The organism is Calidithermus terrae (genome assembly GCF_003574345.1).
GTDB classification, from domain to species: Bacteria; Deinococcota; Deinococci; order Deinococcales; family Thermaceae; genus Calidithermus; species Calidithermus chliarophilus.
The window spans coordinates 19,846-34,848 of sequence record NZ_QXDL01000002.1; the positions used below are offsets into that span (position 1 = coordinate 19,846).

Genomic DNA, 15,003 nt, shown 5'->3' on the forward strand with positions numbered 1-15,003 from the left:
CCTACGCCCTACGCGGGGAGGGTTCGGCGTAGAGAGTCGCTAGTCGTCCGCCGCCGCGCGAAGCGGCACCAGCTTGCGGTGGATGGCGAAGGCCGCGAGCTTGCCGTCCTCCACCGCCATCACCGTCGAGGCCGAGCCCTTCGCCCGCACGCAGTCGCCGCCCGCGTACACGCCGGGGAGGCTGGTCTCGAGGTCGTCGTTGACCTTGATGTAGCCCTTCTCGGTCTGCAGCCCCAGCGCCTGCGCCAGCGCGGGCTTCTCCTGCCCGATGGCCTTGACCACCTGGTCGGCGGGGAGCACGAACTCCGAGCCGGGGACGGGCCGCGGCGCCGGGCGGCCCGAGGCGTCGGGGGCGCCGAGCTCCATCCGCACGCACTCGAGCCCCGCCACCTTCCCGCCCTCGACGATCACGCGCACCGGCTGGGTGAGGAAGCGGAACTCGATGCCCTCCTTCTTGGCGAACTCGTACTCGTGGGGGTAGGCGGTCATCTCGGCGTCGGTGCGGCGGTAGACCATGGTCACGCGCTCGGCGCCCAGCCGCTTGGCGACGGTGGCACAGTCGATGGCGGTGTTGCCCGCCCCGATCACCGCCACGTTGCGGCCTACCTCGAGGCCTTGCGGGTTCATCTTGCTGGCCTCGATATAGCTCAGCCCATCGACGATGTGCTCCTCGCCGGGGATGCCCAGCGCGGGCACCGCCCCCAGCCCCACGCCCAGGAATACCGCGTCGTACTCCCGCCGGATCTGCTCGAAGGAGAGGTTGGCGCCGAGCTCCATGCCGGTCTTCACCTCCACCCCCAGCCGCTTGACCATCTCCACCTCGGCCAGCGCGACCTCCACCGGCTCGCGCAGCGCGATGATGCCGTAGGTCGAGAGCCCCCCGGGCAGCTCGCGCCGCTCGAAGACCGTGACGCTGTGCCCCAGCTTGGCGAGCTCCCCCGCGCAGGTGAGCCCCGCCGGGCCCGCGCCGACCACCGCGACCTTCTTGCCGGTGGGGGGGCCGGGCTTGAACACGTCGATGCCCCGGCTGTAGACGTAGTCGGTGGCGTAGCGCTGCAGCCGCCCGATCATGATGGGCTTCTCCTCGGCGTTGAGCACGCAAGCGCCCTCGCACAGCTCCTGCACCGGGCACACCCGGGCGCACGTCGCGCCCATGAGGTTGGCCTCGAGGATGGTGCGGGCCGAGCCCACCACGTTCTCGGTGGCGATCTTCTTGATGAACTTGGGGATGTCGATGTGGGTGGGGCAGGCGTGGGTACAGGGCGCGTCGTAGCAGTAGAGGCAGCGGTTGGCCTCCACCGCCGCTTCGTGGTCGGTGAGGGGCGGGTAGTACTCCGCCAACACCTCCTCAGGCCGGATAATCTGGCGATCGTTCACGTCTGGCCTCCTGCGGGGCCGCTGGCCCCAGATCCTGCAGAGCTAAAGGGTTCGGTTTGTGCTAAGGCTAGGGCTTCTCGAGCGGCACACGCAATGGACACAGTGTCCAAAAACCGCGGGCGAGGGCCGCCGGCCCCCACAGCGGTGCAAGTTTTCTCGCCCTGCCGCCGAGGCCTGCGGGCCGCCGTGCCTCCCATGCAAACTGCCACACGACCTCCTGTGTGAATAATCACCAAGAAGGTTCGAGCCCTCGCGGGAGCTGATTTAACCCTTGGCTCTATGCTTCTACTTCGTGCCGAAGGCTGTCAAGAGCGGCGCTGCATAACTTTGCGCCGAAGTTCACGTGCCCTGGGTGCACAAGTCTCAACTTTTCTCAGACAAGGCGGGTATAGTTCGGCCTATGAGGCGTTTTCTTCTCTCCGTCGCCCTAGGCGGCCTGTTGGCCGCTTGCAGCGGCGCGCCGCTGTCCATCGCCATCACCGCCGAGCCCGTCAACGTCAGCCTGATCTCCGACGGGGCCATCTACTTCCAGAAGGCCCAGCAATTGCAGAAGCCCCCGGTCGGGGTCAAGGAGATCGGCCTCGAGGGGACGGCGAGGTTCACGGGCCAGGGGGTGCTGCACTTCTACGCGACCGACCAGGAGCCCAACTGCGCCAGCAGCGGGGGCTTCTTCCGCTGCGGCAGCTTCGACGCGGCCACGATGGACGACCTGGGCACGCTCGACTTCCGCAAGAGCAGCACCTCCGCCGTGAAGTGGTCGGGGGCTCACCTGACCAGCGGCGTCAACAACCAGACCCTCTACATCGGGGTCAAGCTGGAGAACCTGGGCCTCACCAGCGGCACCCTGAGCTTCGAAAACCTCGTCGCCAAGGTGGTGCTGTTCTGATGCACCAGACCCTCGAGGGCACCGTGCTGCAGGCCCAGGCCGTGAGCATCCACGGGGCGGTGTTCTACGACGTGGTGCTCCAGACCGGCGAGGGCGCCGTGCGCGTGCGCTTCCAGGACACCTTCCTCTCCCCCGCCCCGCAGGCCGGGGAGCGGCTGCGGCTCGAGCTCATCCTGGGCAACGTCCACCGCGTCGAGCGGCTGGCCTGAAGGCCGGGGCCATCCGGCAGGCTGGCCGCACGCGTATATCCCAGTGACCCTCCCTGTTCCCCTGCCGTGTGTCGTGAGGGCGTTCATCATAATTGATAAAGTGACGCTCAAGTTCCCTAAGTGTGCCTTCTGACCCTATTGACGGGAGGGGGGGTTGTAGAATCCGTATAAGTCGTTCTTTCCCGCCGTGGAGCGACGGTTTGGTAGGCGGGACATGGAGGAAGAGAATGCGTCTTGAATTGCCGGTCATTCCCTTGCGCTCGACGGTCATCCCGCCTCACGCCACCACGTCGGTGGAAGTGGGACGCGCGAAGTCCAAGCGGGCAATCGAGGAGGCCTTGGGGGCCGACCGGCTCATCTTCCTGGTGGCGCAGCGCGACCCCGAGGTGGATGATCCGTCCCCCGACGACCTCTACGGCGTTGGGACTTTGGGCGTAGTCAAGCAAGCCATGCGGCTGCCGGACGGCACCATGCAGGTCATGGTCGAAGCCCGCAGCCGGGTACAGCTCATCGATTACGTCGCCGGGCCCTACCTGCGGGCCCGCGGCGAGGTACAGAACGAGACCGCCCTGCGCGACGAGACTTTGGGCCGGGTCCTGATCGACGAGATCAAGGACGCCTTCGACCGCTACGTCGCCGGGCACAAGTCGCTGCGGCTCGACCGCTACCAGCTCGACAACCTGCGCGCCACCGGCGACCCCGGCGTGCTGGCCGACACCATCACCCACCACGCCACCTGGAGCGTGGAGGAGAAGCAGGCCGTGCTCGAGAGCTTCGACCTCGAGGCCCGGCTGAAGAAGGTCCTCGAGTTCCTCACGCGCGACCTCGAGCGCTTCGAGATGGACAAGCGCGTCTCGGCGCGGGTCAAGGAGCAGATGGACCAGAACCAGCGCGAGTACTACCTGCGCGAGCAGATGAAGGCCATCCAGAAGGAACTCGGCGGCGAGGACGGGGGCAACGACCTCGAGGAGCTGCGCGGCAAGATCGAGGCCGCCGGGATGCCCGAGGCCGTCAAGCAGAAGGCCCTCAAGGAGCTGCAGCGCCTGGAGCGCATGCAGCAGGGCAGCCCCGAGGCCACCGTGGCCCGCACCTACCTCGACTGGCTGGTGGACGTGCCCTGGAGCAAGGCCGACGACGAGGTCCTCGACATCACCAAGACCCGCGCCGTGCTCGACGAGGACCACTACGGCCTGCAGGACGTGAAGGAGCGCATCCTGGAGTACCTCGCCGTGCGCCAGATGACCCAGGGCCTCGAGGTGCGCAACAAGGCGCCCATCCTCGTGCTCGTGGGGCCTCCCGGCGTGGGCAAGACCAGCCTGGGCCGCTCCATCGCCCGCAGCATGAACCGCCAGTTCCACCGCATCTCCCTGGGCGGCGTGCGCGACGAGGCCGAGATCCGCGGCCACCGCCGCACCTACATCGGGGCGCTGCCCGGCAAGATCATCCAGGCCATGAAGCAGGTCGGGGTGATCAACCCGGTGATCCTCCTCGACGAGATCGACAAGATGAGCGCCGACTGGCGCGGCGACCCCGCCAGCGCGATGCTCGAGGTGCTCGACCCCGAGCAGAACAACACCTTCACCGACCACTACCTCGACGTGGCCTACGACCTCTCCAAGGTCTTCTTCATCACCACCGCCAACACCCTCCAGACCATCCCGCGGCCCCTGCTCGACCGCATGGAGGTCATCGAGATCCCCGGCTACACCAACTACGAGAAGCAGAACATCGCCAAGCAGTACCTGCTGCCGCGCCAGGTCAAGGAAGCCGGGATGGAGGGCAAGCTCACCGTGAGCGACGGCGCCATCGACCGGGTCATCAACGAGTACACCCGCGAGGCGGGCGTGCGCAACCTCGAGCGCGAGCTGGGCAAGATCGCCCGCAAGGGGGCCAAGAACTTCCTCGAGTCCTCCTGGGAGGGCCAGCGCGTCGTGGACGCCCCTGAGGTCCCGGCCTACCTGGGCATCCCCAAGTTCCGCCCCGACAAGGCCGAGAAGGAGCCCAGCGTGGGCACCGCACAGGGCCTGGCCTGGACCCCCGTGGGCGGCACGTTGCTCACCATCGAGGCCGTCGCGGTCCCCGGCACCGGCAAGATCGTGCTCACCGGCTCTTTGGGCGACGTGATGAAGGAGTCGGCCCAGGCCGCCTTCACCTACCTGCGCGCCCACGCCCAGGAGTGGGGCCTCCCCGAGGACTTCCACACCAAGTACGACATCCACGTGCACGTGCCCGAGGGTGCTACGCCCAAGGACGGCCCCAGCGCGGGCATCACCATGACCACCGCCCTCGCCTCGGCCCTCTCCCGCCGCCCCGCCCGCATGGACATCGCCATGACCGGCGAGGTCACCCTGCGCGGCAAGGTGCTCCCCATCGGCGGCGTGAAGGAGAAGCTCCTGGCCGCCCACCAGGCCGGCATCAGCAAGATCATCGTGCCCAAGGAGAACGAGGCCCAGCTCCAGGACATCCCCGACGAGATCCGCCGCGGCCTCGAGATCACCCTGGCCGAGGACGTGAGCGAGGTCCTCAAGACCCTCCTGCTCCCCGAGCCCGTGATGCCCGTGGTGCAGCCCGGCGAGAACCGCACCCAGCCCGGCGCGGGCGCGTAGGTCTCCCGAACAAAACAGCAGCCCCGGTTTCGCACCGGGGCTTGGCCTTTGCGGGCAGGGGCAGGTCTCGTGCCTGCCCCTACGGCGTTTTGCGTCTTGCGTTCGGCCCGACGTCACTTCTTGATGCTCACCAGCTCGCTCAGGACGCTGTCCAGCGAGCCCACGCTGATGCGCTCGATCTTCTCCGAGATGCGCTCCAGCACCTCCAGCTCCTTCAGGCGCAGGGCGATGGGGTTGTCCTCCATCACCTTGGCGGTGTTGAGCATGCTGCGGGTGGCGGCGGTCTCCTCGCGGCGGCGGATCACGTTGGCCTGTGCGGCCTTCTCGGCCTCGACCACCCTCGAGAGGATGGCCCTGATCTCGCCGGGCAGGATGACGTCCTTCACGCCCACGCTCTCGACCTCGAGGCCGTAGCCCTCGGTCTTGCGGGCGATGTAGGCGGCCACCTCGCGGTCGATGAGGCCCTTGTCCTCCAGCAGCTCGTCGAGGGTGCGGGTGCCCACGGCGGCGCGCAGGCCGAACTGCAGCTCCTTGTAGACGTAGCCCTCCACGTCGGCGAGCTTGGCCTTGGCGGCCACGGCGTCGGCGACCTTGTAGCCGGCGGTGAGGTTGAGGCGCAGGGGCACCTTGTCCTTGGTGAGGATCTCCTGGCCCGAGACCTCGAGGGTCTGCAGGCGGGTGTCGAGCACCTCACTCTTGAGGGCGCGGCCGAAGACCCACCAGGCGTGCAGGCCGGGGCCCAGGGTCTCGCGGAAGGCGCCGTCCACGTAGAGCAGGCCCACGTGCTGCGCGGGCACCTCGCGCACGTGCAGGTGCTTGAGGCTGAGGTGGGCCACCTCGGGCAGGCCGCTCACCAGCTCGGCGGCGAGCGCGGGGCTGAGCTTGAAGCGCTCGAGGGTGTCGAGCACCTCCACCTCCACGCCCTTCCAGAACAGCTTGCGGCTGGCGGGGGGCAGCACGGCGATCACCTTGCCCTTGTGGCGCACCAGGGCCACCTGGGCGGCGCCGAGCTGCACCGACTCGCAGTACTGGGCCACGAAGCCGGGGTGGCGCTCGAGCAGCACGTCCTCGAGGGGCAGGTTGGGCACGGGCTGGGTGCGGTCGTAGGTGTGGACGGTGATCTTGCGCTCGAAGGTCCAGAAGCCGTAGGTGCCGGGCTCGAGGGGGCGCACGAAGTTGCCGCGGTCGTAGAGCAACCCGATCTGCGACTCGGCGACCTGCACCATCTGCAGGCCCGCCAGGCTCTTGTCCTTGAGCAGCTTGGCGTACTCGGCAGGGAGCTCGAAGCCGGTCTCGAGGTCGAACACCTGCGCCTCGACCTCCACGAAGCCCTTCCAGAAGGCGCGGAGCTGGTTGGGGCCCACGGTGATCCAGCCCTGGCCCAGCCGCACCAGCGCCGCCTGGGCGGGGCCGGTCTTGACCACGGTGAAATGCTCGGCCAGCACGTCGGGGCGGGCCTTGAGGAGGAACTCGAGGTTGGGAATGGTGGCCTCGGGCTCGCTCAGGTCGTACTTCTGCACGCTCCAGCCCTGGCCCAGCAGGCGGTGCAGGCCGGGCATGAGCACCGCGCGGAAGTCGCCCCAGCGGTAGAGCAGGCCGCGCTCGTGCTGCTTGATACGTAGGCTCTTGAACATCGGAGTTCACCTCCTCCTTCGGTCGCGTGCCTCCCCAAGGTCGCAAGCACGCAGGGTATTCGCACGGGAAGCGGCTTCCCGGTTGGGGCAAAAAGGCCCTGCCCCAGGGCCCCCACAGCTACGGAGCGGGCGAAAGGACGAGCACTCGTCCTCATCAGCGTTTGCAGCAGGCCGGATTAAGGGCTTGGGGCGGCCTCGAGCTCGGCCCGGAGGCTCTCCTCGGCCCACATGCGGTGGTCCCGCAGGCCGCACCGCGCGTGGCGAACCTGACGCGGATCTGGCCGGGGGAAGACGCGCACTCGGGCGCTGCTGTCCCACGCTCGCCGGGTCCTTCGCTGCTGCTCCGGAGGGGCCCGCCCCTCCAGGAGCCGGGAACGACCTGGGCAGGGGTTGTGGTGCGCCTGGCGGCGCGGTGAAGGATTCGAACCTTCTCGGCTTTCGCCTTTACCCAAAGGACACCTTTTCAGGGTGTTTGACCCACTCCGATTACGAGTCGGAAGGTCAGGATGCGGGATTCGAACCCGCGACTGCCGGAGTAGCCTCCGGTGCTCTCCCACTGAGCTAATCCTGTGGAGCACGATGTGGGATTCGAACCCACGCCCTCGCCCGGCATGGGCGTGCTCTGCCGCTGAGCTAATCGCGCGGCGGTAGGTCCGGTCGCTTTCGGCGGTACGCCCCTCCGCGAAGCGCGGGGGCGCCAGCCAGGCTTGCAGAGCCTGGGCCTTTGCCTCCAGGAACCCGACTTTCCCGGCGTCTTGGCGGACGCAAGAACAGATAGTAGCATTCGAATGCTACTTTAGCAAGCCCCCCGGAACTGGGATAATCAGGGCCATGGGTCGCGTCATCGCTTTCGTGGTTGTTACGGCACTGGTCCTGATCGCCTGGTTCGCCCTGCTGCACCGCTACGGGGGCTAGAGCTTCGCCAACAGCCGCCGCGCGTACAGCGGCGCGTAAAAATAGGCCGCCGAGCCGAACCCGGTGAGCGCGTAGCCGCCGGGGATTTTCTTGAGGTAGTCCCGGTCGAGGCGGTAGCGCACGCTGCTCCAGCTCGAGCGCCACTCCGGCCGGTACCCCAGCAGTTGCTCGGCGCCCGAGAGCAGCCACTCGACCTCTTGCGGCCGGATGCGGTGGGGCGAGTAGCGGTCCTGGTGCGGCAGGTAGCTCCCGCCCAGGCTGTGCCCGGCCACGTAGACGCCGTAGGAGCGGGCCTGCTTGAAGTGCTCGCGGGTGATGAGCACCGAGCCCGGCGTGAAGCGCCCCCCGAGCCCGGCCAGGTGGGCCCCGCCGGCCCCGCCGGCGTAGACCAGCACCTCGCCCGTGAGGCTCCGCCCGTCCTCGAGCCACAGCGTGTTCCCCTCGAGCCTCTCCACGCCGGCCCACACGATGTCCAGGCCCTCGGCCAGGCGGTGCAGCAGGGGGGTGGACTCGAGCCAGCCCGCGCTCTGCAGGTACAGGCCCTCCTCGAGCCACGCGTGGGGGATGCCGCGGCCCTCGAGCCGCGCCTGCCACGCCTCGCGCTCGGGCGGGGGCACCGGGCGCAGGATGCCCTGGCGCACGGGGGTGAAGCGGGGGTAGAAGCCCCAGAGGGCCTCGAGGGCCTCCTCGGCCTCGGGGGCCACCGCGCCGCGCCTGCCCCGCACCGGGTTGAGCAGGGGCTCGGGCACCCGGCTCGCCTCGCCCAGCTCCCGGCTGACCACCCGCACCCGGTGCCCCGCCTCGTGCAGGAGCCGGGCCGCGCTCAGGCCCGCGATGCCCGCGCCCAACACCACGATCCCGGCGTCCGGCTGGCTCACGGCGGCGGCTCAGGCGCGTTTAGGGTAGAAGACGTAAACGGCGCCTTCCTTGCGGCAAAGGTCGCGGCTGGCGAGGAGCTCGAGCGTTTGCCGGGCCTGCTCGGGGGACATCCCCGCCACCCGCGCGAGTTGCTCCGGGGTAATCCTGCCACCCTTGCGCCAGGCGACCTGCATCGCCACGCGTTCGCGGGCCGCCGGACCCAGGCCCCCGAGGTCGAGCCGGAGGTTCCACCTCAGGGTCAGCCAGCCCGCCAGCAGGGCGAGGAGGCTCGAGACGGCAAAGCTTGGGAGGTTCCAGCGAAAAGTAGCCAGGCTCATGGCGAAAACCGCCGCCCCGACAAGCCCGGCGATGAGGAAACGCGGTTGCATGGGTTCAACATACCGCCGGGAGGCCCCTAAGGCTAGGGGTAAGAAGGAGGGCAGGCACGGGAGCCGCCGGCGGCCGAACGGGCCTGTGGCTGGTGGTTCACCCCTCCCCGTGTGCGGGGAGGGGGTATCCCTCCAGCACCCCTTGCTAAGGGGGGAACAAGGCGTTTGGCGTTTTGCGTCTTGCGTACGACGTAGGACGTACGACGCGCGTCCGGCGTTCAGCTATCGGCTATTGGCTATCGGCCTCTCACGCCCGGCGTTCAACCCACCAACCTACGCCATCATCAGCGGGATGGTGGCCGCCTCCTGCGACCCCACCACCTCCCCGAAGAGCATGTGCGGCGTGGCCTGCTTGACCTCGACCTGGTAGAGCCCGGGCCGGGGGGCCTGGGCGGCGGGGATCAGCACCGGGTGGTTGCCCCGGTCGTGGCCTTCGGCGTAGCCCTCGTCCTTGGCGCTGCCGCGCACGAGCACCTCGACGGTGCGGCCCACCCACTGCTGGTTCTTCTTGTAGCTCCACTCCTTCTGCTTCTCGATCAGGCGCTGCAACCGCTCGACCTTGACCTCACGGGGCAGGTCCTGGAAGTGCTTGTAGCTCGGCGTGCCGGGGCGCGGGGAGTAGATGAACATGTAGGCCGAGTCGTACTGCACCTCGTCGTAGAGGGTGAGGGTCTGCTCGAAGTCCTCCTCGCTCTCGCCGGGGAAGCCCACGATGATGTCGGTGGAGAGCACCACGTCGGGGATGGCCTCCTTGATGGCGCGGATGCGGTCTAGGTACCACTCGCGGCGGTACTCGCGGGCCATGCGGCGCAGCACCCGGTTGGAGCCCGACTGCACCGGCAGGTGGATATAATTGCACACCTGCGGCGTCTCGGCCATCGCGGCGATCACCTCGTCGGTGAAGTTGACCGGGTGGGAGGTGGTGAACTTGACGCGGGGGATGCCGACCTGGCCCACCCGGCGCAGCAGCTCCCCGAACTTGGGGAAGCCCGGCTGGTCGTTGCCGTAGGAGTTGACGTTCTGGCCCAGCAGGGTCACCTCGAGCACGCCCGCTGCCTTGAGCTGCTCGAGTTCGCGCAGGATCAGGTCGGGGTGGCGGGAGACCTCGGGCCCGCGGGTGGTGGGCACGATGCAGTAGGTGCAGTGGTGGTTGCACCCACGGATGATGCTGACGAAGGCCGAGAGCTGGCCCTGCGGCGCCGGGGGCAGGTGGTGGGTGAGCTCTTCGCGGAAGGAGAGGTCCCAGAAGCGGTTCTTGGCCTCGATCGCCTTGCCGATCTCGGTGAGCGCGCCCGGGCCGAGCAGCACGTCCACGGCGAACTTGCGCGCGATCTGCTGGCCCTCCTCGAGTTGCGCCAAGCAGCCCATCATGCCCACCATCAGGTCGCGCTTCTCCTTCTCCTTGCGGAGCTCGCCCAGCAGCGAACGAACCTTCTCGACCGGCTTCCCGCGCACCGCACAGGTGTTGACCAGCACAAAGTCGGCCTCGGGGATGGAGTCAACGAACTGGGCCCCGATGGAAGCGAGTTCCGACTTGACCAGATGGGTGTCGTACTCGTTCATCTGGCATCCGTAGGTGATGATGTGTGTCTTCATTCGTACCTCAGGGGCTTGCCGGAGGGATTCCGGGGCCACGAAAAAGGAGCGGCAGGGCCGCCAACATTCTCAAGTGTAGCAAAGCGATGAGCTTTAAGCTGTCAGCCCTCAGCCGTCAGCCATCAGCTCGTGGCCCGTGGTGAAACCCCTCCCGTGGGGAGGGGGTATCCCCCCGGCACCCCTTGCTAAGGGGGGAACAAGGCGTCTTGCGTTTGGCGTCGTGCGTACGACGTAGGACGTACGACGTACGACCCTCGCTGTGCGCTTGGCTATCGGCTATCGGCTATCGGCTATCGACCACCGACACCCCAAATGTGCCCGCTCGGGCATTCGCCTGGAGGCAAATCCGGTATGAAAAACAGGTGCAGGCCAATTCATGCCCGGTTCCCGGCCGTCTTCCCGGCGTCGCCCCCGGCCTCTGCGGGGGCGTTGAGTAGGGTATGGAGCGCGAACCCCCGGCCCGCTCGAGCCGCCCCCACCCCAGGCGGGGCGCCGCTTGGCTGGCGCGGCGGGGGGCTCGAGAACACACCGCCCTGCTGGGGATGCTCGCCCCTTACCTCGTCGGGACCGCCGTGCTGGTGGCGCTCCCCGCGCTGCTCTCACTGGTCATCGCCTTCACCCGGTATGACGCGCTGGGGGCTCCGGTGTGGGTGGGGCTGGACAATTTCCGGGCGTTGGGGGAGGACTCGCTGTTCTGGACGGCGGTGCGCAACTCGCTGGTGTTCGTGGTGCTGGCGGTGCCCCTGCGCGTCCTGGGGGCGCTCGCGCTGGCGCTGCTGCTGCAGCGGCCGGGGCGCGGGGCCGGGTTCTTCCGCATGGCGGTGTTCTTCCCCACCGTCGTCCCCGACGTGGCCTACGCCCTGATCTGGCTTTGGATCTTCAACCCGGTGTACGGGCCGCTCAACCTGGCGCTCGAGGCTTTAGGCCTGCCCGTCTCGCCGTGGCTGGCCGAGGGCAACACGGCGCTGCTCGCCATCGTGATCATGGCGGCTTTCCAGATCGGCGAGGGCTTCGTGGTGCTGCTGGCCGGGCTGCAGAACGTGCCCGAGGAGTATTACCAGTCGGCGGCGCTGGACGGTGCGCGGCGCTGGCAGCAGTTCCGCTTCATCACCCTCCCGCTGCTGGCCCCCTGGCTGCTGCTGCTGACGCTGCGCGACGTCATCCTGAGCGCGCAGAACACCTTCACGCCCGCGTTCTTGATGACGGGGGGCGGGCCCTACTACGCCACGCTCTTTCTTCCCCTCCGCATGTACCAGGAGGCTTTCGACTCCTTCCGCTTCGGCACGGCCGCCGCGATGATGCTGCTCCTGCTGCTGGGCGTGGGGCTTTTGCTGCTGTTGGTTTATCGCGTCGTGCGCGGCTGGGGGTACAGCGATGAGCAGTGAGCCGCACCGGCTTTCGCGCGGGCTGGCTCGAGCGCTGCGCTTCCTGCTGCGGCTGGCGGTGGCCGGGCTGTTCCTGCTGCCGCTGTGGTGGGTGCTGGTGGCCTCCCTGCGGCCCCTGGGGTTGCCGCCCTCGCCCACGCTCGAGTGGCTCCCCGGCCTCGAGGGCTGGCGCAACTACGTGCGGCTGTTCGAGACGGTTCCCCTCGCCAACCAGCTCCGCAACTCGCTGTTCGTGGAGCTGTTCGCGGTGCCCCTCACCGTGCTCACCGCCTCCTGGGCGGGCTTCGCCATGGCCCTCTCGAGGCCCCCCTTGCGGCGGCGGCTGGTGATCCTGGCGGTGCTGCTGATGATGGTGCCCACCACCGCGCTGTGGCTCACGCGCTTCCTGCTGTTCAAGAACCTGGGCCTCATCGACACCCCCTGGGCCCTGATCCTGCCCGCCGTGGCCGGGACCAGCTCGTTCTACGTGCTGCTGTACTTCTGGACCTTCCGCCGCCTGCCGCGGGAGATGCTCGAGGCCGCCCGCCTCGACGGGGCCGGGGTGTTTGCCCTCTGGGCCCGCGTCGCCATGCCGCTGGCGCGCCCCACGAGCCTCACCGTGGCCGTTCTGGCCTTCAGCTACTACTGGAGCGACCTCACCTCCCCCCTGCTCTACCTGCGCTCGGAGGCCAACTACACCCTCCCGGTGGGCCTGCAGGTGCTCCAGCAGATGGACTCCACCGACTCGTCGCTGCTGATGGCGGCGGCGGTGGTTATGCTGTTGCCTGTCCTGCTGCTGTTTTTGATCCTTCAGCGCTTTTTGGGATTCGACGGGCAGCTTTTCCGCGACTGGACGGCGCGGCTGGGCGGGAGCGGCAAGGGCCCGTACTGATCAGGAGGAAGCGATGCTGCGGAAACTGCTCTACATCGGTCTGGCGTTGGTCGCCGGGGGAATGCTGCTGCGGGAAGCCTGGGGTTTTGCCGCCGCCCAGCAGGCCGCGCCCGGCGGGAGCTTCACGTTCATGATCTTCGGCGAGCCGGCCGAGAAGGAAGCCTACGACAAGCTCGTAGCCGCCTTCTCCCAGCGCTACCCTCAGGTCAAGGTCGAGGTCCTCTACATCCCCAGCCAGACCTCCTACCGCACCCGCCTCGCCGCCGACCTCGCCGCCGGCACCCCCGCCGACGTGTTCTTGCTCAACTACCGCCGCTACGCCCAGTTCGCCGCGCGGGGCGTCCTCGAGCCCCTCGACGCCTACGTGGCCCAGAGCAAGGTGATCAAGCTCGCCGACTTCTACCCCGAGGCGGTGCAGCCGTTCTACCACAACAAGCGGCTGATGGGCATCCCGCAGAACCTCTCGAGCCTGGTGGTCTATTACAACAAGAACCTCTTCGACAAGGCCAAGGTGCCCTACCCCAAGCCGGGCTGGACCTGGAACGACTTCCTCCAGACCGCCAAGGCCCTCACCAAGGACACCGACGGCGACGGCGCCCCCGACCAGTTCGGCCTGGGCACCGAGGCCAGCATCTTCCGCGTGGCCCCTTTCATCTGGCAGAACAAGGGCGACCTGGTGGACGACCCCGAAAACCCCAAGCGGCTCACCCTCGACGCCCCCGCCACCAAGGAGGCGCTGCAGTGGTTCATGGACCTACAGGTGAGGCACAAGGTGGTGCCCAACAAGCTGCTGGAAAGGGCCCGCCCCAGCGAGGACCGCTTCCTCGACGGCACGCTGGCGATGTTCCTCAACAGCCGCCGCGGCGTGCCCACCTACCGCGACATCAAGGACTTCGACTGGGACGTGGCCCCGCTGCCCCGGGGCAAGGAGCAGGCCGGCATCCTCCACGCTGACGCCTTCTTCATGGCCGCCGCCAGCCGCAACAAGCCCGCGGCCTGGGCCTTCATCGAGTTCGCCAACTCGAGGGAGGGCCAGACCATCCTCGCCCAGTCCGGCCGCACCGTCCCCTCGCTCAAGAGCGTGGCCCAGTCGCCCGCCTTCCTCGACCCCAACAACAAGCCCCGCAACAGCCGGGTCTTCCTCGACACCATCCCCTACATCCGGGCGGTCCCCCTGATGGAGACCTGGGCCGACATCGAGACGCTGGTCTCGGAGGACCTCGAGCGCGCCTTCCACGGCGACGTGCCGCTGGAGGAGGCCATCCGGGCCGCGACCAACCGCACCCAGCGGTTTTTTCCTAAGTAGCCCGCCAAAAGCAACCGCCCCGGTTGCCCGGGGCGGCCGCGCGGGGCGTTCGTGGGAACCGCCCTCACTGCTTCTTTCCGTCGATGAAGACCTCGAGGCTGTCGGCGCGGCCGGGCTTGACCCGGATCACGAGCTCGAGGGCGTCGTTGCGGTAGGCCAGGACGATCCAGTCCTCAGGGTCCAGGCCCTGCACCGTCGTGCCCAGGCCCAACAACACCTGCCGCAGGATCGGGACCAGGGCGTCGGCCTTGCGGGCGTCGCCGGTGTTCCTCGAGGCGATCACCAGCCCGACGCCCGGGACGTACTGCCAGCTCCCTTCGCCGCCCTCGAGCACCCCGTTAATCGCCCCCACCAGTGCCGAACGGCTGCGGTTGATCTGTTGGAGGTCAAAGGCAAAAGCGGTGCTCAGCACGACCATCAGGCACAGCAATCCACGCTTGATCATCTCCTCATGCTCCTTTGCGGCTTCTAAAGCCTATCTTGATCGTAACCGCCGGCGGGCGCGGTGAGGGTTCAGAGCAAGCCACCCTCAGCCAAACGCCTCGCGGAGGAGTAGAAGCTACCGCCATTCGCGGCAGCATAGCGACCTACGCCCACGGGCTCGAGCAGGCAGCCGACGAGCCCGCAGCCCCGGTGCAGGGAATCCCGGTGCCCACGGCCTGAGCGGGAAGCAACCCCGCCCCAACGAGCGAACCGGGGCGTACTGACCCCGGTTCTTCACGCCCTGGACTGGTGCGCCCGGCAGGACTCGAACCTGCGACCTAAGGTTTAGGAAAAGCCCACCGGCCCTAACAACCACGCACATTAGGCAACATTTAGGCCCATCGCTACAGCAAATTTCGCACTTCCTCGCACAATGGAAAACATCCGTATTGGGGTCAAAACTGGGGTCAATTGGGGTCAGAATTGGGGTCAAAACTCGAGGGTCTAGGCGCGTCCGCGACAGGGTTTGTAGGGATGCCCTGGGGTCA

General features: G+C 68.0%; 12 protein-coding genes and 2 tRNA genes. 6 read left to right on the plus strand and 8 right to left on the minus strand.

From position 1 onward, the window contains the following. Positions 1–39 precede the first annotated feature (39 nt). On the minus strand, positions 40–1,377 hold the full coding sequence (locus Mterra_RS00435; protein WP_176582490.1) for an NAD(P)-dependent oxidoreductase: 1,338 nt from the start codon (positions 1,375–1,377) through the stop codon (positions 40–42). A 400-nt stretch (positions 1,378–1,777) separates the two neighbouring features. Between Mterra_RS00435 and Mterra_RS00440 the strand changes: the two genes are divergently transcribed. From Mterra_RS00440 to lon, 3 genes are all read left to right on the plus strand, one after another. Beyond that, on the plus strand, positions 1,778–2,263 hold the full coding sequence (locus Mterra_RS00440) for a hypothetical protein (protein ID WP_147372472.1): 486 nt from the start codon (positions 1,778–1,780) through the stop codon (positions 2,261–2,263). Further along, a complete protein-coding gene (locus Mterra_RS00445) occupies positions 2,263–2,472 on the plus strand; it encodes a hypothetical protein (RefSeq protein WP_119313367.1) in 210 nt (69 codons plus the stop codon). Before Mterra_RS00440 ends, Mterra_RS00445 begins: the two co-directional genes overlap by 1 nt. Positions 2,473–2,699: 227 nt before the next feature. Beyond that, positions 2,700–5,078: an endopeptidase La gene (gene lon / locus Mterra_RS00450; RefSeq protein ID WP_119313368.1), complete on the plus strand. Its 2,379-nt coding sequence runs from the start codon at positions 2,700–2,702 to the stop codon at positions 5,076–5,078. Between the two features lie 113 nt (positions 5,079–5,191). Here the strand turns inward: lon and Mterra_RS00455 are convergent, their stop codons facing one another. The 6 genes from Mterra_RS00455 to miaB form a co-directional block, all read right to left on the minus strand. After that, on the minus strand, positions 5,192–6,712 hold the full coding sequence (locus Mterra_RS00455; protein ID WP_119313369.1) for a slipin family protein: 1,521 nt from the start codon (positions 6,710–6,712) through the stop codon (positions 5,192–5,194). Positions 6,713–7,212: 500 nt separating this feature from the next. Then, positions 7,213–7,283, minus strand: a tRNA-OTHER gene (locus Mterra_RS00460). Further along, positions 7,283–7,355 (minus strand) — tRNA-Ala (locus Mterra_RS00465). The genes Mterra_RS00460 and Mterra_RS00465 overlap by 1 nt, the downstream gene beginning before the upstream one ends. Before the next feature lie 268 nt (positions 7,356–7,623). After that, the gene (locus Mterra_RS00470; protein WP_119313370.1) at positions 7,624–8,505 is read right to left on the minus strand and encodes an FAD-dependent oxidoreductase; all 882 of its coding nucleotides are present in this window, start codon (positions 8,503–8,505) and stop codon (positions 7,624–7,626) included. A 9-nt stretch (positions 8,506–8,514) separates the two neighbouring features. Beyond that, complete coding sequence (locus tag Mterra_RS00475) at positions 8,515–8,874, minus strand: hypothetical protein (protein ID WP_119313371.1); 360 nt, start codon at positions 8,872–8,874, stop codon at positions 8,515–8,517. Positions 8,875–9,147: 273 nt separating this feature from the next. Then, on the minus strand, positions 9,148–10,470 hold the full coding sequence (gene miaB, locus Mterra_RS00480) for a tRNA (N6-isopentenyl adenosine(37)-C2)-methylthiotransferase MiaB (RefSeq protein WP_119313372.1): 1,323 nt from the start codon (positions 10,468–10,470) through the stop codon (positions 9,148–9,150). A gap of 440 nt (positions 10,471–10,910) precedes the next feature. On the opposite strand from miaB, the gene Mterra_RS00485 reads away from it, so the two are divergent. Genes Mterra_RS00485 through Mterra_RS00495 form a run of 3 tightly spaced genes read left to right on the plus strand, consistent with a single transcriptional unit; the run spans position 10,911 to position 14,032 of the window. Beyond that, positions 10,911–11,855 carry a carbohydrate ABC transporter permease gene (locus Mterra_RS00485; protein ID WP_119313373.1) on the plus strand — a complete coding sequence of 315 codons (945 nt, stop codon included), beginning with the start codon at positions 10,911–10,913 and terminating at the stop codon, positions 11,853–11,855. Beyond that, positions 11,845–12,726 (plus strand): carbohydrate ABC transporter permease, encoded by an 882-nt coding sequence (locus tag Mterra_RS00490; protein ID WP_119313374.1) that lies wholly within the window; start codon positions 11,845–11,847, stop codon positions 12,724–12,726. Before Mterra_RS00485 ends, Mterra_RS00490 begins: the two co-directional genes overlap by 11 nt. Before the next feature lie 13 nt (positions 12,727–12,739). After that, positions 12,740–14,032, plus strand: a complete 1,293-nt coding sequence (locus Mterra_RS00495) for an ABC transporter substrate-binding protein (protein WP_119313375.1) — start codon at positions 12,740–12,742, stop codon at positions 14,030–14,032. 64 nt (positions 14,033–14,096) lie between these two features. Here the strand turns inward: Mterra_RS00495 and Mterra_RS00500 are convergent, their stop codons facing one another. Beyond that, positions 14,097–14,477: a hypothetical protein gene (locus tag Mterra_RS00500; RefSeq protein WP_119313376.1), complete on the minus strand. Its 381-nt coding sequence runs from the start codon at positions 14,475–14,477 to the stop codon at positions 14,097–14,099. Between the last annotated feature and the right edge of the window lie 526 nt (positions 14,478–15,003).